The sequence below is a fragment of the Streptomyces sp. NPDC000151 genome, from assembly GCF_040301705.1.
In the GTDB taxonomy this organism is placed as follows: domain Bacteria; phylum Actinomycetota; class Actinomycetes; order Streptomycetales; family Streptomycetaceae; genus Streptomyces.
In genome coordinates this window covers 1-20,866 of sequence record NZ_JBEPFC010000130.1, presented here as the reverse complement: position 1 = coordinate 20,866, position 20,866 = coordinate 1, and the positions used below count along the sequence as shown (strand labels likewise).

Below are 20,866 nucleotides of genomic sequence, written 5' to 3'. Positions count from 1 at the left end.
GGCACTGGCCACCGGCGTCACCCGCTCCGCCCGGCCGGACTTCGCCTCCGCCGCGACCGCCGGCCCCGTCCCGCAGCGAGTGGCGGCCCTGCTCGCGGCTCCCCGACGCCACACCCGGGCCGCTTCCTGGATCGCCCTGCTCCTCGCCGTCCACGCGGCCGTCTCCTTCTCCGCCGCGGCCGACGGCGTGCTCGACTTCCACCACCGGGTCGAGGTCGCCCAGGGCGAGGTGAGTCGCTGACCAACCGTCAGGCCGGCGGGTTCCCGTGGTCGCGCGGGGGCGGGTCGGCGTGCTTGGTGCGGAGCATGGCGAGGGAACGGGCCAGGATCGACCGGGTGTCGGCCGGGTCGATGATGTCGTCGACCAGGCCCCGTTCGGCGGCGTGCTGAGGGTGCATCAGCTCCCTGCGGTACTCCTCGATGCGCTGCGCCCGCACCGCGCTCGGGTCCTCGGCCGCGGTGATCTCCTTGCGGAAGACGACGTCGGCGGCGCCCTCGGCGCCCATCACGGCGATCTCGTTGGACGGCCAGGCGAAGGAGAGATCCGCGCCGACGGAGCGCGAGTCCATGACGATGTACGCGCCACCGTAGGCTTTGCGGAGCACCACGGAGACGCGGGGCACGGTGGCGTTGCAGTACGCGTACAGCAACTTCGCCCCGTGGCGGATGATGCCCTGGTGCTCCTGAGCGACGCCGGGCAGAAAGCCGGGCACGTCCACGAGAGTCACCAGCGGGATGTTGAAGGCGTCACACAACTGGACGAAGCGCGCGGCCTTTTCGCTGGCGCCGATGTCCAGCACACCGGCCAGGACCAGCGGTTGGTTCGCCACGAAGCCCACGACATGACCGTCCAGCCGGGCCAGCGCGCACACCATGTTCCGCGCCCAGGACTCGTGGACCTCGAACGTCTCCCCGTCGTCGGCGATCTCGCTGATCACCTCGCGCATGTCGTACGGGCGGCTGCCGTCGGCCGGGACCAGGTCCCGCAGCGCCTCGCAGGCCCGGTCGGGCGGGTCGGCCGAGGGCTCCTCGGGCGGCAACTGCCGGTTGTTGGACGGCAGCAGCGACAGCAGATAGCGCACGTCGTCGAGGCAGTCGGCCTCGTCGTCGTGGACGAAGGCGGCCACCCCCGATTCCCCGCTGTGCACGTCCGCGCCGCCCAGCCGGTCGTGGGAGACCCGTTCCCCGGTGACGGCGTGCACCACGTCCGGGCCGGTGATGTACATCCGCGAGGGGCCGCGGACCATGAACACGAAGTCGGTCAGGGCCGGCGAGTACGCGGCCCCGCCGGCGCACGGGCCGAGTATCACGGAGATCTGCGGGATCACCCCGGACGCCCGCGCGTTGCGGAGGAAGATGCCGCCGTACCCGGCCAGGGCGCTCACCCCCTCCTGAATGCGGGCGCCCGCGCCGTCGTTGAGGCTCACCAGGGGCGCTCCCGAGGTCAGCGCCAGATCCATCACCTTGTGGATCTTCGCGGCATGGGCGGCGCCGAGGGATCCGCCGAAGACCCGGGAGTCATGGGCGTAGGCGAACACCGTGCGCCCGTACACGGAGCCCCAGCCGGTCACCACCCCGTCGCCGTACGGGCGGTTGTCCTCCAGCCCGAAGCCGGTGGCACAGTGCCGCCGCAGGGGCTCGAGCTCGGTGTACGTGCCCTCGTCGAAGAGCAGCGCCATGCGTTCCGGGGCCGTCAGTTTGGGCGGCGGGGCCGCTCTTCGCTCGGAGGAGGAGACTTGGTGGAGGTCGGTGTAAGGCATGGCGTGTCCTCTGATGAGGGGTGTCCCAATGCGCCTGCGGGACCGCTCCGTTGGTCATGGAGCGGCCTCGCCCGTCCAGGAGCCGAGCGTCATCTCCGCGGTGATGCCGGGGCCGAACCCCGCCATCAGGCCCTGCCCGCCCTCCGCGACGGAGCCCTCCTCGAAGAGCCGGCGCAGGGCGTCGAGGACCACGGCGCTGGCGATGTTGCCGTACTCGGTGAGCGTGGCCCGGCTGTGCCGGAACGCGGAGGGCGCGACGTCCAGGAACCGGCTCAGGTCGTCGAGGATCCGCGGCCCGCCGGCGTGGACGATGTAGAAGTCCAGTGCGGAGGCGTTCCACAGGTGCTGGGCCGCGAGTTGCCGCAGCGCGGGGGCTAGCGGTTCCATGGTGGTCGGTACGCGCTTGTCCAGCCGGAAATGGAAGCCCGTCTCCCGTACGTCGTAACGGATCCATTCCTCGGTGTGCGGGATCAGGTACGAGCCGTTGAGTTCCAGGCGTACTCCAATGCCGCCGGTCCCGCGGACCAGAGCGGCGGCGACCGCGTCCCCGAACAGGCCGTCGGACAGCAGGGAACCGACCCCGTCGTCCGCGGGCTGGTAGCACAGCGAGCAGAACTCGCAGGCCACGATCAGTACGTTGGCGCCGGGGTGGGCGGCGCAGAAGTCCTGGGCCCGGTTGACGGCCGCGCCGCCTGCCGCGCAGCCCAGTTGGGCGATCGGTATCTGCCGGGTCTCCGGGCGGAAACCCATTTCGTTGATCAGCCACGCCGTCATCGAGGGCATCGTGAAGCCGGTGCACGACACGTAGACGATGGCGTCGACGTCCTCGGCGGACAGCTCGGCGTTGGCGAGGGCCTGGTCGACGACCGGCGGGACGCGGCGTTTGGAATGCTCCACGTAGAGGGCGTTGCGGGCCTCGAAGCCCGGATGCCGCAGGGTCTGCTCTACGGGCTGGATCAGGCGGCGCGTACGGACACCCGTGTTCTCGATGAGCCGCAGCACCAGGGGCAGTTGCGGGTTTCCCGCGTGCAGTCTGCGGGCGAGGTCGAGGCTGTCCCGCAGTGTGATCTCGTGTTCGGGGACGGCCACGGAGGGCTTGCAGAGAGTGGTCACGGTGGTGCTCTTCCGTCGGGGACGGCCGGGTGACGGCCGAACGCGCGGGTGCGGTCCACTCCCTCCACCCTGCACGAGGAGGCGGTTTCCCGCATGCGGCGACGATGTCCCCGAGCGGCACCGACCGCCGTTCCGCGCACCGGGCCGCCCATGACCGGGCGCCGCCGCCGACGGCACACGGGCGCCGGCAGGCCGTGTGACCTGCCGGTTCCCCGAGTTTCCTGATCACCTCACCGGCGTCTTCGGCCGGTGGGCAATCTCCTGGTAAAGCTCCCCGCGGGTCAGGCCGCGGCGGCGGTGCGGCGGTGGATGCCGATCAGGTTGGCGGCCAGCGTGGCAGCGACGGCCAGCCCCATTCCCAGTACCGCGCCGCCCACCCCGATGCCCGGGGCGGCGAAACCCAACGCCAGCACGACGAGGGCGCCGGCGGCCACCAAGAGCTCGTGCCCCACGGCGCCGGTGCCGGTCAGGCGGTGCAGGACGCCGAGGGCGACCAGGACGATCGCCACCGGCACGGCCACGGCCAGCGCCGCGCCCCGGACGGACAGGTGCCCGTGGTGCTCCGTGGCCCCCAGAGCCACTTCCAGGCCGGCGCCGAGGGCGGCGACGGCGGCGAAGATCACGTAGTGGCCGTATCCCCAGGTGAGGGCGGTCTTCAGATTCGGCAGGGCGACCTCGGGGCCGGTGAAATAGGTCCACCACAGGCAGAAGACCAGCAGCAGACCGCCGACGACGATCATCAACAGCCCGGCGGTCAGTCCCCCCTCGCTCACGGCGGACCGCACGGCCGCCAAGGCGGCGAGAATGACCTCGCCGAGCACGATGATGGTGAAGAGGCCGTAGCGTTCGGCGATGTGGCCGGGGTGCCAGTGCGTGGCCCGTCCCCGGTACTCCGCCCAGGCCGGCACGGCCAGCTCCGCGGCCACCAGCACCACGAACGTGACCCACGCCCACGCCTCGGGCGTCCACAGCCGGGCGATCCACCCGGCCTGCACGACGATGATCCCGACGGCGTACCGCACGGCCGCGCCACGGCCCTGCGGATGCTCCACCGCGGCCCGCAGCCACTGGGTGACCATCGACACCCGCATGATCACATAGCCGACGACCACCACGGTGAAGTCGCCGTGCTCGAATGCGGACTGTACGCCCGCGGCCAGTACCAGCACCCCCGCCATCTGCAGCAGGGTCAGCAGCCGGTACGGCACGTCGTCCGTGTCGTAGGCGGAGGCGAACCAGGAGAAGTTCATCCACGCCCACCAGATCGCGAAGAACACCGCGGCGTACCCGGACAGCGCCGCGCCGAGGTGCCCCTCGGCCAGCGCGTGGTGCAGCTCGGCGGCGGCCTGCGAGACCGCGACCACGAACGTCAGGTCGAACAGCAGCTCCAGCGGCGTCGAAGCACGGTGTTCCTCACCCGGGTCACGCCCCCGCATCGCCCGTCGCATCACTCCACCACGCCACGTACTCTCGTCGCTCACGTGCTCTGCCTTCCCTGTCCTCGCTCGATGGCAGTCCCACCCTTCCACCCTCTCGCGGACGTACGCATCCGCTACTCGCCGCCTCCCGGCCGACCGGCGTCACCACCGACGTCGCGGCCGGCCTGGTCGCCCGGTGACGCCGGCGGGGCCCAGAGGCCGTCCATGGTCGTGTGGCTGATCTCCTTGGCCAGGTCGCGGCGGGCCGCGTACGCCATGTTGACGATCAGCCGACGGCCGCGGCGCAGGGGAGTGACGCGGTGCAGGGTGGTGTCGGTACGCATCAGGTAGCGGTCGCCCGGGCGCAGGTCCAGGGTCCGCACCGGCCCCGCGGCGAGCTGCCGGTGCAGCTGCGGATCGGCCTTGTTCCAGGTCGTGCCGGGTACGTACTGGACGGAGCCGCCGTCGCGCGGCGGCGGGCAGTCGACCACCCAGACCAGCGCGAAGCTGTAGTCGTCCCAGTGCCAGCCATGGGTGTCGCCGGACTCGCGCAGCTCGGTGATCACAAACCGCTCGGGCTCGTAGGGGCAGGTGAGGACCTCCTCGCCCGCCACCTCACCGAGGACGGCGCGGATCTCCGGGGAGTCGTACAGGGCGGGGATGGCGCGCCCGTGGGCGCTGATCTCCTGGCAGCGGACGTTGCGCATCCGCCGCGGCGTGTGCCCGGTCTCGGCGAACTCCAGCTCCCGGCGGACCCCGTACTGCTCCGCCAATGCCCGTGCCTCATCTGCCAGTTGACGGAATTCCCGCGACGGTGCCGGTACCTTCACCGCGCCGTGCCGGCGGAACGCGGCAACGGCTTCGCTCAGCAATGTCATGACGGTTACCGTGACAGCTCACCCGCGTGTGCGAGCAGTACATCGCCGCATTGCCGGTCAGGCGGAGCGGGCGGCTTCGGTGGCCGCCGCGCGTGGGCCACGGGTGTGGATCAGGTCGATGAACTCGCCGGTCCGCGCGGCGAATTCGGGGTGTTCCGGGAGGTCGTCGCCGAGGAGGCCGTCGTTCAGTACGGCGGTGGCGAACGACGGGCCGTCAGGAGTGCGGGCGCGCAGTGCGGCGAGGTGGTCGCGGGCCGGGTCCGCCATGGCGGCCGCGTGCTCGCCCGGATCGAAGCCGGCGGAGGGGGCCAGGCAGCACAGGTAGGCGGCGACGGTGAGGGCGAGGTGATGCGGCATCCGGCCGGACCGCAGCTGGAGCAGCGCGGGGCCGGGGACGCGCTGGCGCAGCTTGACGGAGCCGTCCGAGCCGACCTGCCGGGTGCGGTGCCCGAGCGCCGAATTGGCCCAGCGGGTGAACAGCTGGGTCACGTACGCTTCCAGGTCGATGCCGTCGGGGACGGTGAGACCGGGCAAGTACTCGTTCCACAGGACCGCGCGGGCCGCCTCCGTGACGAAGGGCTGCGCGGTGGACTCCGGAATGGTGTCGCGGCCGTCCAGGGCGCCCAGGTAGGCGATGAGCGAGTGCGTGCCGTTCAGCAGCCGGACCTTCAGAAGCTCGTACGGCTCCACGTCGTCGGCGAACAGCGCGCCGCCGGCCTCCCAGGCGGGACGGGACGCGGCGAAGCGGTCCTCCAGTACCCACATGGTGAACGGCTCGGCCGGTACCGGGACGTCGTCGCGCAGCCCGAGCGCCTCGGCGACGGCGGTGCGCTCCGCGTCCGTCGTCGCCGGCACGATGCGGTCGACCATCGTGTTGGGGAAGGTGACGTTCCCGGCGGCCATCCAGGCGCTGAGCTCTTCGCGCTCGCCGGCCGGGAGCTGGGCGGTGAACTCCTCGACGAGGCGACGCGTGTGGTCGCCGTTGCCGATCAGGTTGTCGCAGCTGAGGACGGTGACCGGGGCGCCGTGGGTGGCGGCGCGCTCCTGAAGGGCACGCACGATACGGCCCACGGTGGTCTGCGGGGCGAGGCGGTTGCCACGCAGGTCCGCCCGTATACCCGGGTGGTCTAGGTCGAGGCCGCCGGTGCGGGGCGAGTACGTGTAGCCATGCTCGGTGACGGTCAGGGAGATCACGCGGGTGCCGGCGGCGGCGAGCGCTCGCTGCACCTGCTCGGGTTCCCGCGCGGCGACCAGTACTCCGGTGTGCACGGCGGGGACGGTGCAGCGCAGGCCGTCCGGGGAGACCTCGGCGACGGTGTAGCGCAGGTCCTGGGCGCGCAGCGCGTCGGCGACGCCCGCGGAGCGCCCGGCGACGCCCAGGACGCCCCACGGGCCGTCCTCGCGGGCGAGCGCGGCGGCGGTGTAGACGGCCTGGTGGGCGCGGTGGAAGTTGCCGAGGCCGAGGTGGACGACGCCGGTCTCGGCGGGGGTGAGGGTGCGGTGGTGCAGCAGTGCGCCGGCCGGTGTGGTGGCGGCGGTGAGCCGGGCGGCGCGGGCGGAGGCGGTGGTCATGTGCGGGTACGTCCTTGCGGTGGTCGTCGTTGCGGCGGCCGGGTCACCAGTCGGTCATCGAGCCGTCGCGGCGGCGGGCGACGGGCAGGTAGGCGGGCTCGTACGGATGGCGCGCCGCGAGGTCCTCGTCGACCTCGATGCCGAGCCCTGGCGCGTCTCCGGGGTGCAGATGCCCGTCCTCGTACGACCAGGAGTGCTGGAACACCTCGTGCACCAGCGGGTCGTACCCCATGTACTCCTGGATGGCGAAGTTGGGCGTGGCCAGGCCCACGTGGAGCGAGGCGGCCAGCGCGACGGGGGAGACGTCGGAGGGGCCGTGCGGGCCGAGCTGGATCTGCCAGATGTCGGCGAGGGCGGCGATCCGGCGCAGATGGCTGATGCCGCCGGCGTGGGTGACGCAGCAGCGCACGTAGTCGATGAGCTGCTCGGTGATCAGGCTCTGGCACTCCCAGACGGTGTGGAACACCTCCCCGATGGCGAGCGGAACGGTGGTCTTCGCGCGGAGGGGGCGGAGCACCTCCTGATTCTCGGCGGGGGTGACGTCCTCCAGCCAGAACAGGTCGAGGTCCTCCAGCGAACGGCCCAGCCGGGCGGCCTCGTTGGGGGTGAGGCGGTGGTGGGCGTCGTGCAGGAGCTTGACGTCGGGGCCGAGGTGGGAGCGGGCCGCGGCCAACGCCTCGGGCGCGTGCCGGAGATAGGCGTCGGTGTCCCAGGTCTCCTCGACGGGGGCGAGGCCGCGCCCGGCGGGCTCGTACGCGGCGCCGTCCTTGGCGACGCCGTACACGATGTCCAGGCCGGGGACGCCGGTCTGGGCCCGTACGGCCCGGAAGCCCTGGGCGAGCCGGGCGTCGAGGGAGTCCAGCAGCTGCGGTACGTCCCAGCCGGTGGCGTGGGTGTAGGAGAGGATCCGGTCGCGTACGGCGCCGCCGAGCAACTGGTAGACGGGCAGCCCCGCGGCCTTGCCCTTGATGTCCCACAGGGCCAGGTCGACCGCGCCGACGGAGGTCATCGTGACGGGGCCGCGGCGCCAGTAGCCGCCGCGGTAGAGGTACTGCCAGGTGTCCTCGATGCGGGCGGGGTCGCGGCCGATGAGCAGGGGGGCCACATGGTCGCGGAGGTAGGAGGCGACGGACAGTTCGCGGCCGTTGAGCGTGGCGTCGCCCCAGCCGACGAGTCCCTGTTCGGTGGTGACCTTGAGGGTGACGAAGTTGCGGGTCGGGCTGGTGACCAGGACATCGGCGGCCACGATGCGGTCGGGCTTGCTCATCAGGTACTCCTCGGGGACTTCCGGTCAGGAGCGGGCGGGGAGCGCGGGGGCGGCTGCGGGCACCGGGCCCGTCGAGCCGCGGACGTGCAGCTGGGTGGTCAGCCGCAGGGTCTCCGGCCGGGCGCGTCCCGTGCCGGAGAGGGCCGCGGAAATCCGCTCCACCGCGCTCGCGCCGGCCCGCGCCATGGGCACGGCGACGCTGGTGAGAGCCGGGTGGGTGACCTCGGTGAAGGGGATGTCGTCGAAGCCGACGACGCTGAGGTCCGCCGGGACCCGTACGCCGAGTGCGCGGGCGCCGGCAACGATGCCCAGGGCCACGAGGTCGTTGTGGGCGAGCACGGCGGTGGCGCCGGAGGCCAGCACGCTCGCCGCGGCCGCGGTGCCGCCGGCGGCGGTCTCCGACTGCCGCCCCAGCACGTCGAGTTCGAGCCCGGCCTCCGCCGTCAGCGCGCGGGCCAGCGCGACGCGGTGGGCATTGGACCAGGAGCGCGCGGACCCCTGTACGTAGGCGAGCTTCCGGTGGCCGAGCGCTGCCAGGTAGGCGACGGTCTGGCGCAGCCCCTCACCCGCGTCGGCGAGCACGCAATCGGCCCGGTCGGTCTCCCGGTTGACCAGCACCAGCGGCGTGTCACCGCACAGCCCGATCACCTCCTCGGCCGCCAGGCGCGGAGAACAGACGATCAGCCCGGCCGCGCGCCGGCACAGGTGCCCGATCAGCTCCCGCTCGTGCGCGGGGTCGAAGTCCGTGTCGGCCAGTACGACGGCCAGCCGGCGGTGCCAGCCCTCGCGCTGCGCGCTCTTGACGAAGGAGCCGAACACCGGGTTCGCGACATCCGGGACGAGCACGGCGACGGTGTCCTGCTGGGAGTCCCGGCCCCTGCCACCGCTCACCCGGCCCGGCGGCGCCTCATAACCGAGCTCGCGGGCGGCCTCGACAACCTTGCGCAAGGTTTCCGGGCCCAGCCGGTCCGGCTCGCTGAACGCGCGGGATGCGGTGGACAGCGCGACGCCTGCGCGTTTGGCCACGTCCGTGAGGGTGCAGCCCATCTTGCCTCCTGGCGGGAAACGCGACGCCGCACTACCTGCGGTCGTCGGGCCAGAGATTGACCCGCCTTATGTTCGGCAATATTGCGCAAGCTTGTCAATGGTGTCTGCCCGTGGCTTCGCGCGCCGCCGCAGCACCGCCGACCACCCACGGCCCCGCCGCCCCACGGCCACAACCGGCTGCCTCCCATACATTCTCGACCAGGGCCGCAACAAGTGACGACGGTTCTGATCAAGCAGCGGGTTCATGTCTTGCTGCCTGCAACGATGACGTGTGGGCGCGAGCATCGGGGGGCGGGAGCAGGTGGGCCGTGACCGGCATCGATCAGACGTTGCGGGACCTGTTGCAGATCGACGGTGTCCTCGGGGTCTCCGTGGTCGACTACTACAGTCGGCTCATGCTGGGCTCCATCGGCCACCCCGCCGGCCCCGACCTGGAGAAGGCGGCGCTGGTGGACACCGATGTCGTACGGGCCAAACTCGCCGCGCTCGAAACGCTCGGCTACAGCCCCGACCGGATGGAAGACATCCTGATCACGCTGGATGACGAATACCACCTCATCCGTCCCCTCTCCCGCTGCCGGAACGACGGCATCTTCTTCTACGTGGTACTGAGCCGGGCCCGCGCCGACCTGTCGGCCACCAGAAAATGGCTCCGCGCGGCGGAGCAGGGGTTCGACGTGTGAAGAGGGCGTCGGCGGCCGGGGGTCAGGCGTCGCGGTCCGCGAAGACGCCGTTGGCAGTGAAGGCCACCTCGGCGAAGCGTTCGCCGATACGGCGGTGGGTGGCGGCGTCCGGGTGGAGCTGGTCGGGCAGCGGCAGTTCGGCGAAGTCGGCCCGGCCGTAGAGCTCGCGGCCGTCGAGGTAGTGCAGGTTCGGGTCCTCGGTCGCGCGTGCGGCGGTGAGGCGGGAGAGCTCCTCCCGGATGATGTTGAGCGTCAGGCGGGTGCGGTCAGCGGGGTCGCCCGTGGCCCGGAAACTCAGCTTCCCGGCACTGACGTTGCTGAAGTCCGGAGCGGCCGGGCCGGGGGTGTCCTCGTGGATCGGGCAGAAGAGGGGCGAGACGACCAGCAGCGGTGTGGTCGGGTGCCCTTCCCGGATGGTGTCGAGGAAGCCGTGCACCGCCGGGGCGAAGGCGCGCAGCCGCATCAGGTCGGCGTTGACCAGATTGATGCCGATCTTGACGCTGATCAGGTCGGCGGGGGTGTCCCGCAGGGTACGGGCGGTGAACGGGTCGAGCAGGGCGCTGCCGCCCAGCCCCAGGTTGATCAGTTCCACGCCGGCGAGGGAGGCGGCGAGCGCGGGCCACGTGGTGGTGGGGCTGGCGGCGTCGGAGCCGTGGCTGATCGAACTGCCGTGGTGCAGCCACACCTTGCGGCCCCGGTCCGGCACGGGCTCGACGGGGGCGTCGGTACGCAGCGCGACGAGTTCGGTGGCCTCGTTGTGCGGCAGCCAGATCTCGACGTCCTTGACGCGGTCGGACGGACTGGACGGGTCGGACGGGCCGGGCAGGTCGGTGAAGCGGAGGGTGCCGACCGGGCCGGGCTCGGTCGTGGCGGAACCGGTGGTCATGTCGATGGTCAGGGTGTTGCCGCCCGTGACGCTGCCCCGGTCGGCCAGCCGGCCGTCGACGAGCAGGTCGTACACGCCGTCCGGGCGGGGCGGGGCGCCCACGTAGACTCGCTTGGTGGGCAGCGTGTCCAGTTCGACGGCGGTGGCACGGGTGCGGAAGACCAGCCGTACGCCGGAGGGCTGGGACTCCGCCATGGCCAGCTGGCCGTCGGGGATCTGCTTGCGGGCCCGGGCGGGCAGCCGGTGCGGCAGCACGCCGTGCGCGGTGCGCTCCAGGTCGAGGGCGCCGCGCAGGAGGTCGGCGGTGATGGGTGTGGTGATCCAGGTGTGCTCGGTCTGCTCGGTGTGCTCGGTGCGCATGTGTCTCAACCTGTTGGGGTGACGGGGGTGTTCGGGGGCGCGGGCCAGTTCCGCAGCAGTGCGTCGAGGGCGTCCAGCATCCGCGACCAGGTTTCCTGTGTGTCCGGGGCGCTGTGGCTGAAGCCGCCGCCCATTTCCAGGCTGACGTAGCCGTGGAAGACGCTGCCCAGCATCCGGACCGCGTGCGTCTGGTCGGGCTCCGTCAGGTCGTAGCCGCGCAGGATCGCCCGGGTCATCTGCGCGTGCCGGACGCCGGCACTGGCGGCCGCCGTTTCCGGGTCGAGCCTCAGCTGGGCCGCGGCGTAGCGCCCGGGATGCTCCCGGGCGTAGTCGCGGTAGACGTTCGCGAAGGCGGCCAGGGCGTCCTTGCCGGCCCGCCCGGCGAGCGCAGCGGCGGCCCGGTCGGCGAGTTCCTCCAGGGCGAGCAGGGCGATCCGGGTCTTGAGGTCCTGGGAGCTCTTCACGTGCGAGTACAGACTCGCGACCTTCACGTCGAACCGCCGGGCGAGCGCCGAGACGGTCACCTGGTCGAACCCGACCTCGTCGGCCAGTTCCGCCCCCGCCCGGGTCAGGCGCTCCGTGGTCAGCCCTACGCGCCGCACCATGCCGTCCTCCAGTCAGCAGTCAGCCAGAAGCGATTATGCAGTTGCCTAATAGTATTAGGCAAATCCATGCACTTGCTAGGCCCTGTTAGGTGCCCGTTAGGTACCTGGGTCGTTCACCTGGCGTTGGGATTTTCCTCCCCACCCGTACAACCTTTCGGTTCTCCGGGTGATCTTCACCGTCGAGTCAACAGACTCCTTCGAACCTTCGGGCCTGTGAGCAGCCAGTTCCGGGCCCCCTTCTCCACTTGGGGAACACCATGCGTAGACGCGCCACTGCCGCCGCCGTGAGCGGTGCTCTGGCCCTGACGGCTCTCGCGATCCCGGTCGCGCAGGCCGACGCCGGGCAGGCGGGCGATGCCGCCGCTGCCGCCCGTACCGCGCACGACAGCTCCGTGCAGCAGGCCGCCTCGGCGAAGCAGCCGAAGGCCGCGCCGGCCGGCTTGCGTGCCGCCGCCGCCGACGACGGGTACGGCGACACGACCATCTCCGACGTCGTCGTCAACGGCGGCAAGGACGTGGTCCTGGGCACCACCAACACCAAGACGGTGACGGTGACCTTCACCGCGACCGACGACTCGGGCATCGACTCGGCCACCGCCCTCCTGTGGCACGGCGGCGCCACCTTCGACGACATCGACACCGGCGTCACCCCGAACGAGGAGTACGCCGGCTGCACGGCGACCTCGTCCACCACCGCCAAGTGCACGCAGACGTTCACGATCGACCCGCAGTCCCACCTGTTCAACGGTGCGGCGGGCACCTGGAAGGTGTGGGCGCTCGCGCAGGGCAATGACGCGGACTACGTCCAGCAGGACAACGTCAAGTCCTTCTCGATGAAGCGCTACTCCAAGCTGACCGCCAACGCCTCGCCCGAGCCGGTCGTCAAGGGCAGGACCATCACCATTTCCGGCTTGCTGACGCGCGCCAACTGGGACACCTACAAGTACGCCGGCTACACCCAGCAGTCGGTGAAGCTCCAGTCGCGTGCCGCGAGCGGCAGCACGTACTCCACGCTGAAGACGTACACCTCGGGCAGCGGCTCGGCCGCGGGACAGGTGAAGACCACCCGGACCGCGAGCACCGACACCTGCTGGCGGTACAGCTTCGCCGGTACCTCCACCACCCCCGCCGTGACCTCCACCGGCGACTGCGTCGACGTGCGCTGACGCCCGGCACGTCCCCTTCTCCGGCGGGGCCCGGTCACCGGCGAGTGAGCAGGTCCTGGTGGGGGAGGGGACGGTGGAGCGCGAGGAGGGCCTGGTCGTCCTGGGGAGCGCTGGCGCTGTGGCGGCTGACGTCGCGGGCCAGGAAGTCCAGGACGGCCGACGGCTCCGGGAGATGCCCGGTCTGGTGCAGGTAGTCGTGGATCATGCCGGGCACCCGGTCGGCCGGGTCGTAGAAGGTGCCGGCGCGGTCGCGGGCCTCGGTCACGCCGTCGGTGAAGCACAGCAGCATCGACCCGGGCGGGAAGGCGTATGTGTCCACCGGTGACGCCCAGTCGCCCAGGGTCGTGATGCCCAGCGGCGGCGCCTCCTCCGCCGGCTCCAGTACGCGCGCCCGGCCGTCCGCGTACAGCAGGAGCGGCGCCGGGTGCCCGCGGTTGACGAGCTGCACCTGCTCCAGATCCGCGCTGAACTGGACGATCAGGGCGGTCGTGAACCCCTCCGTCTCGTCCGGGCCGTCCCGGCGCCGCCCCTCGCGCAGCAGCGACTCCTCCATGACCTGGACCAGATCGGGCAGGTCGGGCGAGTGGTCGGCGGCGAAGCGGAAGGCGCCGATGTCGACGCTGACGGCCGCGACGGCGGCCAGCCCCTTGCCGCGCACGTCGCCGACCATCGCGCGGACGCCGAACGGGGTCTCCTGCACCACGAAGAGGTCCCCGCCGATCAGGGCCATGTCCTCGGCCGGCACGTAGCGGGCCGCGATCCGCAGGTCACCCAGCCTGCTGGGCGGCCGGGGCAGGACGGCCCGCTGGGCCACCTCGGCGGCGTACCGCGCCCGGCTGGCGCTGGCGTGCTGCGAGCGCAGGGACCGGTCCAGGCCCACGGCCAGTGCGGTGACGGCCAGCAGGGTGACCTGGTTGGCGATGCCGGCCTGCCAGCCGAAGGAACCGTCGGCGTATGCCAGGCCCGCGTGCGCCATCATCGCGGCGAGGCCGACGGCGATGATGCCCGCCGGCCGGAGGAGGGAGACCGCCGCCACCGGCGCGACGGCCAGCAGCGGCGCCGACGACACGGCCGGGGGCGACAGCAGCTCCACCAGCACCGCGAGAACGATCACCGCCGCCGGAATCCAATGACGCGTCCGCGACCACACTGCCAACTCCCTCATCAGGCCATCTTGCCCGCCCGGAACGCCGCAGGCAGCTCACGGCAAGCCGAACGCGGCCGAACGGTACCTGCCCCGGGCGCGCCACCAGCGGAGTCTCTCAGGCGCGCCGCGGCGTCGCGGACGCCATCGCCGTCAGGGTCCGGCGGCAGACCTTGCCCGTCGGGCCCAGCGGCATTTCCGGCAGCCGGAGGAGAAGTTCGGGCAGCTTTCGGCGTTCGAGGCCGCGCTCCCGCTCCAGGAACGCGGTGAGGTCCGGCAGGGTCAGCGTGGGCGTCGTACCGGGCAGCTCGCGGACGCACGCGCACAGGCGCTCGCCCAGGTCGGGGTCCGGCACGGCGACGCAGACGGCCTCGGCGACGGCGGGGTGGGCGCCCAGCTCCCGCTCCACCTCGGCGGGGCTGATGTTGTAACCGCCGCGTACGACGATCTGCCGGAGCCGGCCGAGGACGTGCAGCCGGCCGTGCGCGTCCAGCAGCCCGCGGTCGCCCGTGCGCACCCAGCCGGTGGCGGTGCGGTAGCGGGCGTCCAGCTCCGGGCTCGCGACATAGCAGAGCGGCGTCATCGGGCCGCGGGCGCAGATCTCGCCCGGCTGCCCCGGGGGGAGCGGGTCGCCGCGGCCGTCGGTGATGCGGATGGCGGCCACGGCGGGGTCGGGGCGGCCGGTGCCGGTCTCCGGGGTGAGGCCGGTCGCCGCGGTGTGGCAGTTCACGCCGTCGGAGGAGCCGTACACGGCGATGACCGGGCGCGAGAAGCGCCGCCGGCAGGCGTCGGCGGTGGACTCGGGCAGCGCGGCGCCGCTGGAGACCACCGCCCGCAGACCGGTGAGGTCCTCGGCCGGGAGCGGTGGGTGGTCGGCGAGGCGGCGGAGCATGGTCGGTACGCCGAAGACGTGCGTGGGCCGGTGCTCGGTGATCATGCGGAGGGCCGCGGCCGGATCGAAGGACTCCTGGACGAGGAGCGTGCCGCCGAGCGCCGCGACCGTGACGGGCGTGCCGCAGGAGCCGAACGAGGAGGCGAGCGGGACGAGGACGAGGTGGCGGGGCGGGGAGCCGGCGGGGTGCAGGGACCGGATGTACGCGGCCCGGCCGCCGGCCATCGCGTTGTGCGAGTAGGCGACCATCTTCGGCTCGGCCTCGGAGCCGGAGGAGACGAGGATGCGGGCGGGGGATTCGGGGTCGGGGGACGGCGGGTCCGGGAAGGTGTGCGCGGGCCCGTCGAGCGGGCGGGCTCCGGGCACGTCACCGAGGGCGAACACGGCGCGCAGATACGGTAGTTGAGAGCGCAGGGCGACGTCGTCGGGGGAGGAGAAGACGGCGCCGCGGGCGCGGGAGCGGGTCAGCAGGCTGAGGGTGTCCCGGGTGCCGCGGCCGGTCGGGTACGGGAGCGACACCGCGCCCAGCGCGGCCACCGCCAGCTCCGCCGCCACCGCCTCGCGGCCGTTGGGCAGGCGGAGCGCGATGATGTCCCGCGCGCCCAGGCCCGCGGCGGCGAAGGCGCCGGCGAGGTGGCGCACCCGGGCGGCGAGGGTGGCGTAGTCCACCGCGCCCGCCGCGTCGATGACCGCCTCCCGGGCGGGGTGCCGGCGGGCGTGCTCGGCGAAGAGGGAGTACAGATCGCGGTCCGGGCAGTGGCCCCGCGCTGCCCAGGCGCGGCGGTACCGCGCCGGTACGAGATCGCGGATCGTGACTCCGTCGCGGGAGGTCCATACGGCCGTCGGCGCGGGAGCTCCTGAGCCTGCGTTCATGCGAACTCCCAGGGTGCGAGCGGATGAGCGTGCTCCGCCGTCGCCACGGCCGCGCGGAAGGCCGGGGCGCGGGGCAGGTCGCGCAGGTCGGTGCAGACAGGTGTCGCGGTCAGGCCCGCCTCGTGCAGCCGGGGTGACCAGAAGCCCGTCGGGCGGAGGCGGAAGCGGAGGAGGGACGCGGCGAGGTCCGCCGCGGCGCCGGGCCCCGTGATCCGCGCGACCCGCTCCGGCCGGGCGCGGGCCTCCGGGCCGAGCGCGAGATAGCCGTCCGCGGTCCGCACCGGACGGTCCAGCGGGGTCCACTCCACCCGTCGGCGGCGGCGCGGGATCACCGCGGCGGCGGAGAGCAGGGAGGAGTCGACGCGCCCGCCGTGACCGGTACGGATGCGGGTGAGCAGGGCCGCCAGTACGCCCTGCGCCGACACCAGGCCGCCGAGGACGTCGGTGAGCGTCATCAGGGAGGGGACGGGGGGCTCGTCGGCGGGGCGGAGCGCGGCGGCCAGGCCGCTGCGGGCCTGCACCAGGAAGTCGGTGCCGACCGGCGGCGTGGGCCCCAGCGCGTCGCCCCAGCCCGAGGCCCCGGCGTACACCAGGCCCGGGCGGGTCCTGCGCAGGTCGTCGGCGTCCAGGCGCAGCTGCGCGGCCTTGCCCGGCGCCCAGTTGTGCAGGAAGACATCGGCCCCGGAGACCAGTTCGTGCACCTCGCGCCGGCCGGCGTCCGTGGTGAGGTCGATCTCCGCGACGGTCTTGTCCGCGTTGAGCGCGCTGAAGCGGGCCGAACACGTGCCCGCGATCGGCGGGATGCCGCGCATCGGGTCGCCGCCCGGCGGCTCGATGCGCATGACCTCGGCGCCGAGCATCCGCAGGATGTGCCCGGCGAGCGGTCCCTGCACCCGCCGGGTCGACTCCACGACCCGCAGGCCGCCGAGCGGCGCTTCCGTCGCCGGAGACGGCCGCGCGGCGGCCCGCTCGGGGAACGGCGTCAGGGTCCACGGCCGGATGCCGATCGGCGGGAACGGGTCCTCGCGGACCGCCAGTACGCTGACGCCCGCCTCGCCGGCCGCGTGCCGCACGGCCCGGAACGACGCACGGGCCACCGCCTCGTGCAGGGACGCCGGCAGCGGGCAGCCGGCCGTGCCGAACCGCTGCTGGAAGGGGCGCCAGCCGCGCCCGACGTCGGAGGGAGGCGCGCCGAGCCGCCGCCAGAACTCCTGCCACTGAAGGGCGTCGAGGGTCTCCACCTCGATGTGCACCCCGTCGGCCGTCAGCCAGGCGCACTCGCCGGGCGCGAGCGGCTCCGGCGGGTCGTCGCCGGCGGTCGCGGCGGCGAGGTACTGCGCTACGGAGAGCAGCGCCGCCTGGGCGACCGAGGTGCGGACCCGGTGCAGCTCCAGGCCCCGGGACCGGCCGATGAGGACGGCCAGGGCGCCCTGCGCGGCCAGTACTCCGGCCACCGCCGACGCGTAGTCGACGGCGAGCGGCGCGGGGCGGCCGGCCGCGCGGCCGTGCACGTGCATGATGCCGCAGGCCGCCTGGACGGCCCGTTCGTCGGGCAGCGGCAGGCCGACAGGGCCCGCCCAGTCGATCGTGTACGCGGACCGGCCGGACTTGGGGGCGTCCGCGAGGTCCAGGGCGCGCGCGGCGACGCGCCCCGCGACAGCGGCCCCGTCCGGCGGCGCCGGCGCGGTCACGAGCCGCCTCCGATCCGCGGACGGCGGCCCTGTGTCGAGTACAGGACGCTGGACGCCGCGCGGAAGGACGGGTCCCGCATCAGTACGCGTACCTCTTCCAGGTCCCGCTCGGTCATGCCCGCGGCGATCAGCTTGTCCCGCAGGTGGTACGTGTGGTGCAGCTGGAGCCGGAGGCCGGCGGAGCCGGCGTGCCGCGCCTCGATGAACGGCTGCGGGTCGATGTCGACGAGCCCCGCGGCCCGCATCGCGGCCGGCACCTGCCGCCCCCAGTGCGGATCGCCGCCGCCCGCCTGCATCGCGTCGGCCTTCGCCCGCAGGAAGGCCGTGTACAGCTCGGCCGCGCGCCCGTCCGGGGCGAGCAGCGGCGGTTCGTAGGAGGTGTCGAACTCGTCGATCTGCAGCAGGCCGCCGGGCTTGAGGGCGCGTACCAGCTTGTCGAGCACCGCGCCCCGCTCCGCGAGGTGCTGCAGGACGAGGCGCGCCACGATGAGGTCGAAGGCCGCCTCGGGCAGCGGGTCGGTCACCACGTCGTGCCGTACCACGGAGAGGTGCGGCGTCTCGGGGATGTGGTGCGGTTTGACGTCGGTGGCGGTCACCTCGCCGGTGGGCGCGACGCGTGCGGCGAGCCAGCGCGCCACGCTCCCGCCGCCCGAACCGATCTCCAGGCACCGCCAGCCGTCCCCGACCCCCGTCGCGGCCAGCCGCGCGAGGGTCACCGGGTCGTACGCGGCGGCCAGGCAGCGGTGCTGTTCCTCGCTGTGCGTGCTGTCGTTGTCGAAGACGTAACCAAGGGTGTCGTCTTTCAGGGTCCGGCTCAGTGTGCTCCCCGCCTCTCTGCGATACATGAGCTGCTCGTTCCGGGCGCCGGCTCTCACGTCCACCGGCCGGAGCCCGAGGTGTCCGTACGGCCGGTGAGCCGGCGGCGCAGTGCCGTGCGGCGGACCTTGCCCGTGCCCGTACGGGGGACGGCGTCCCAGGTGAGGACGGCCGGCTCGCGCAGCGTCGGGAGGTCGCGCACCGCCTCCTGCCAGCGGTCCCGGTCCAGCGTGCCGTCCGCGGTGACCACGACCGGCAGCGGCGCCTCGCCGGGGCTGCCGAGCACGACGCACTCCAGGACCTGCGGCAGCCGTTCCTCCAGCACGTCCTCCGTTTGCAGGCAGCTCAGTCGGGGAGTGCGGTCGACCTCGCGGTCGAGCAGCCGGACGCTGCCGCCGCGGCTGCGGATGCCGATGTCGCCGGTGTTCCACCAGCCGCCGTGCTGCTTCGCCGCCCAGCGGGCGTCCTCGCCGACGTACGCGAGGCCGCGCGCCGCCGTCCTGGCCAGGACGAGCCCCTCGCGGCCACGCGGCAGCGGCGCGAGCGTGTCGGGATCGACCACCCGCAGCCGGGTCTTGAGCGGAATGGGCCGGCCGAGATCGCGGGCGTCCCGCTGCCCCTCGTCCGCCGACACGGCGCGGCGGGTGTGGAAGCGGAAGGTCAGCGGGCCGGTCTCGGTCTGGCCCCAGCCCTGCATCCACAGCGGGCTGCGGTGCGCGCTGGCCTGGAGGTAGGCGCGGAGGACGGGCGGGTGCACCGCGTCGTACGTGCTGATGTACAGCCGTACGCGCCGGAACGGGTTGTCCAGGCGGGCGGTCAGCGGCCGGAAGCGGACGAACGAGGCGGGGAGCGCCTCGACGACCGTCGGCGGGTGGGCGCGCAGCAACGGGTCGGCGGCGTCCGGGTCTTGACCCGTGACGATCGTGATCCGGCGCGGCGCCAGGCACAGCACGCTCGCGGTCCAGCAGAACGTCCGGCCGTGGGCGTACGAGCTGGCGTTGAGCAGCGTGTCGTCACGCCGCACGCCGATCTTCGGATACCGCACGGTCTCGAACCGGGCCAGCTTGCCGATGATCGTGCGGGTCGAGTGCACCACCAGTTTGGGTACGCCCGTCGTGCCCGAGGTGTGGTTGATGACCAGGGGCTCGTCGTCGTGCCGTCGGCGGGGGCCGGGCGCGGGGTTCCCCTGCAGGGCTTCGAAGGCGAGCGTGCCCGGTAACGCGCCGTCCAGTACGGCGCAGGCGTCCGCGGCCCGCAGCAGGTCGGCGCCTTCGGCGCGGGCGCGCTCCAGCAGGCCCGACGTGGTCACGAGCAGGGCGGGGCCGAGGCGTTCGAGCAGCAGTCGCAGCGTCTCGCCGGGGAGCTGCCCGGAGAGCTGTGCGGGGACGGCGCCGATCCGCACGGCGGCGCAGGCCAGCAGGTCGTAGTCCCAGTGGTTGTCCTTGACGATCGCCACCCGGTCCCCGGGACGGGCCCCGGCGGCGGCCAGCCGGCCCGCCATGTCCTGCACGAGCGCGGCCAGTCCGGCGACGGAGTGCGTCGTACCGGCCTCCGGCGCGATGTCGAACGGCCGGTCCAGCCGGAATTCCGTACCGTGTCCCCGCTCGGCGCACTCCTCGAACAGGGTCCCCATGTCATGCGGTTTCACGCGTCGTCTCCCGGTCGGTCGTGTCGTGCGGGCGGGGTCCGCGCAGCCGGCTGAGGACGCGCGAGGCGGCGAGCGCGCCCGCGCGCACGGCGCCCTCGGAGGACGGCCGCAGCATCACCCAGTCGCCCGCGTACTCCACGGGGCCGGTGGCGCGCGCCATGAAGGACGGGCGGCGGCGCAGCGCGGCGGGGGTGGCCTCGGGCAGGCCGTGCGGGAAGGCGTGCACGAAGTTGCGCATACCGGCCTGCTCCAGGCCCGGTACATAGCGCCGGGCCGCCTTGGTGAGGCGCTCGACGACCTCCCGTTCCGGCGCGGCGAGCAGCTCGGGGATGGTCCGCGCGTGCGCCATGAGGGTCAGCAGGCCCTTGCCTGCGGGGGCCCGCGCCGGGTGCTTGACGTGGTCGGCGATGACGCCGGAGAGCACGCTGTCCTCCGCGTCCGGGGCGAGGAGGAGGTACAGGGGCTCGCCGCCGGCCCGCGGCCCGAGCGGCCGGTCCAGCAGGCAGCTCACCTTCAGCGTCGGCGTGAACGTGCACGCGGACAGGAAGGCGGCCTCGTCCGCCGAGGGGTTGGCGTGCAGCCGGGCCGCGACGGGCGCCGGCACGCAGAGCACCGCGGCGCGCGCGGTGACGACGCCGCCGCCGATCCGCAATCCCGCCGAGTCCTTGTCGGCGACCACTTCGTGCACCTCGCTGCCGGTGACCACGTCGAGCCCGGCGGCGAGCCGGCGGGCGAGCAGGTCCATGCCGCCCGTGTACGTACGCCAGCTCGCCGGCCCGCCCGCGTCCAGCAGCAGGCTCAGCATCGGGGCCGCGGCGGAGCGCGCGGTGTCCCAGCCGAAGAAGCCGCCGGCGATGGGCTGCAGGAGGTAGTCGTGGAGGTCGGGGTGGTAGCGCCCGGCCAGTTCCTTGACGGTCGTCCTGCCCAGCGGGGTGCGCTCCGGGTGGTCGGCGTCGAACTCCGCGCGCTGCCGCGCGAGCCGGCCCATGAGGCGGGCCAGGTCCAGGCGGGCGCGCGGGCCGAGCCCGGCGCCGGTGAGCAGCGCAG

17 protein-coding genes and 1 pseudogene are annotated in these 20,866 nt (G+C 73.3%); 3 read left to right on the top strand and 15 right to left on the bottom strand.

Annotated features, from left to right (window positions below; genetic code table 11):
- Positions 1-241 (top strand): annotated as a pseudogene (locus ABT381_RS27910) (M56 family peptidase); the annotation flags it as partial.
- 7 nt (positions 242-248) lie between these two features.
- Here ABT381_RS27910 and ABT381_RS27905 read toward each other — a convergent pair.
- The 7 genes from ABT381_RS27905 to ABT381_RS27875 all read right to left on the bottom strand — a co-directional run bounded on the left by ABT381_RS27905 (position 249) and on the right by ABT381_RS27875 (position 9,034).
- The gene (locus tag ABT381_RS27905; protein WP_351599335.1) at positions 249-1,760 is read right to left on the bottom strand and encodes an acyl-CoA carboxylase subunit beta; all 1,512 of its coding nucleotides are present in this window, start codon (positions 1,758-1,760) and stop codon (positions 249-251) included.
- 54 nt (positions 1,761-1,814) lie between these two features.
- Positions 1,815-2,873: a type III polyketide synthase gene (locus tag ABT381_RS27900; RefSeq protein ID WP_351599334.1), complete on the bottom strand. Its 1,059-nt coding sequence runs from the start codon at positions 2,871-2,873 to the stop codon at positions 1,815-1,817.
- Positions 2,874-3,154: 281 nt separating this feature from the next.
- The gene (locus tag ABT381_RS27895; protein ID WP_351599337.1) at positions 3,155-4,309 is read right to left on the bottom strand and encodes a low temperature requirement protein A; all 1,155 of its coding nucleotides are present in this window, start codon (positions 4,307-4,309) and stop codon (positions 3,155-3,157) included.
- A gap of 116 nt (positions 4,310-4,425) precedes the next feature.
- Positions 4,426-5,169 (bottom strand): HalD/BesD family halogenase, encoded by a 744-nt coding sequence (locus ABT381_RS27890; RefSeq protein WP_351599333.1) that lies wholly within the window; start codon positions 5,167-5,169, stop codon positions 4,426-4,428.
- A 57-nt stretch (positions 5,170-5,226) separates the two neighbouring features.
- Complete coding sequence (locus tag ABT381_RS27885; protein ID WP_351599332.1) at positions 5,227-6,741, bottom strand: mannitol dehydrogenase family protein; 1,515 nt, start codon at positions 6,739-6,741, stop codon at positions 5,227-5,229.
- A 43-nt stretch (positions 6,742-6,784) separates the two neighbouring features.
- Positions 6,785-8,008, bottom strand: a complete 1,224-nt coding sequence (manD, locus tag ABT381_RS27880) for a D-mannonate dehydratase ManD (RefSeq protein ID WP_351599331.1) — start codon at positions 8,006-8,008, stop codon at positions 6,785-6,787.
- A gap of 24 nt (positions 8,009-8,032) precedes the next feature.
- Positions 8,033-9,034 (bottom strand): LacI family DNA-binding transcriptional regulator, encoded by a 1,002-nt coding sequence (locus tag ABT381_RS27875; RefSeq protein WP_351599330.1) that lies wholly within the window; start codon positions 9,032-9,034, stop codon positions 8,033-8,035.
- Between the two features lie 329 nt (positions 9,035-9,363).
- Between ABT381_RS27875 and ABT381_RS27870 the strand changes: the two genes are divergently transcribed.
- Positions 9,364-9,738: a hypothetical protein gene (locus ABT381_RS27870; RefSeq protein ID WP_351599329.1), complete on the top strand. Its 375-nt coding sequence runs from the start codon at positions 9,364-9,366 to the stop codon at positions 9,736-9,738.
- Between the two features lie 22 nt (positions 9,739-9,760).
- Here ABT381_RS27870 and ABT381_RS27865 read toward each other — a convergent pair whose 3' ends face one another.
- Positions 9,761-10,984, bottom strand: coding sequence for a GDSL-type esterase/lipase family protein (locus tag ABT381_RS27865; RefSeq protein WP_351599328.1), 1,224 nt, complete (start codon positions 10,982-10,984; stop codon positions 9,761-9,763).
- A gap of 5 nt (positions 10,985-10,989) precedes the next feature.
- Positions 10,990-11,586: a TetR/AcrR family transcriptional regulator gene (locus tag ABT381_RS27860; RefSeq protein WP_351599336.1), complete on the bottom strand. Its 597-nt coding sequence runs from the start codon at positions 11,584-11,586 to the stop codon at positions 10,990-10,992.
- Positions 11,587-11,873: 287 nt separating this feature from the next.
- Between ABT381_RS27860 and ABT381_RS27855 the strand changes: the two genes are divergently transcribed.
- A complete protein-coding gene (locus tag ABT381_RS27855; RefSeq protein WP_351599327.1) occupies positions 11,874-12,755 on the top strand; it encodes a DUF5707 domain-containing protein in 882 nt (293 codons plus the stop codon).
- Positions 12,756-12,789: 34 nt separating this feature from the next.
- Here ABT381_RS27855 and ABT381_RS27850 read toward each other — a convergent pair whose 3' ends face one another.
- The 6 genes from ABT381_RS27850 to ABT381_RS27825 form a co-directional block, all read right to left on the bottom strand.
- Positions 12,790-13,920, bottom strand: a complete 1,131-nt coding sequence (locus ABT381_RS27850; protein WP_351599326.1) for a PP2C family protein-serine/threonine phosphatase — start codon at positions 13,918-13,920, stop codon at positions 12,790-12,792.
- A 97-nt stretch (positions 13,921-14,017) separates the two neighbouring features.
- A complete protein-coding gene (locus tag ABT381_RS27845; protein ID WP_351599325.1) occupies positions 14,018-15,664 on the bottom strand; it encodes a class I adenylate-forming enzyme family protein in 1,647 nt (548 codons plus the stop codon).
- On the bottom strand, positions 15,661-17,355 hold the full coding sequence (locus tag ABT381_RS27840) for a CoA transferase (protein ID WP_351599324.1): 1,695 nt from the start codon (positions 17,353-17,355) through the stop codon (positions 15,661-15,663). Before ABT381_RS27840 ends, ABT381_RS27845 begins: the two co-directional genes overlap by 4 nt.
- Positions 17,352-18,200: a methyltransferase gene (locus ABT381_RS27835; protein WP_351599323.1), complete on the bottom strand. Its 849-nt coding sequence runs from the start codon at positions 18,198-18,200 to the stop codon at positions 17,352-17,354. The genes ABT381_RS27840 and ABT381_RS27835 overlap by 4 nt, the downstream gene beginning before the upstream one ends.
- 26 nt (positions 18,201-18,226) lie before the next feature.
- Positions 18,227-19,804, bottom strand: a complete 1,578-nt coding sequence (locus ABT381_RS27830) for a long-chain fatty acid--CoA ligase (protein ID WP_351599322.1) — start codon at positions 19,802-19,804, stop codon at positions 18,227-18,229.
- 1 nt (position 19,805) lies between these two features.
- Positions 19,806-20,866: FAD-dependent oxidoreductase (locus ABT381_RS27825; RefSeq protein WP_351599321.1), on the bottom strand; the 1,061-nt coding region annotated here is incomplete at its 5' end.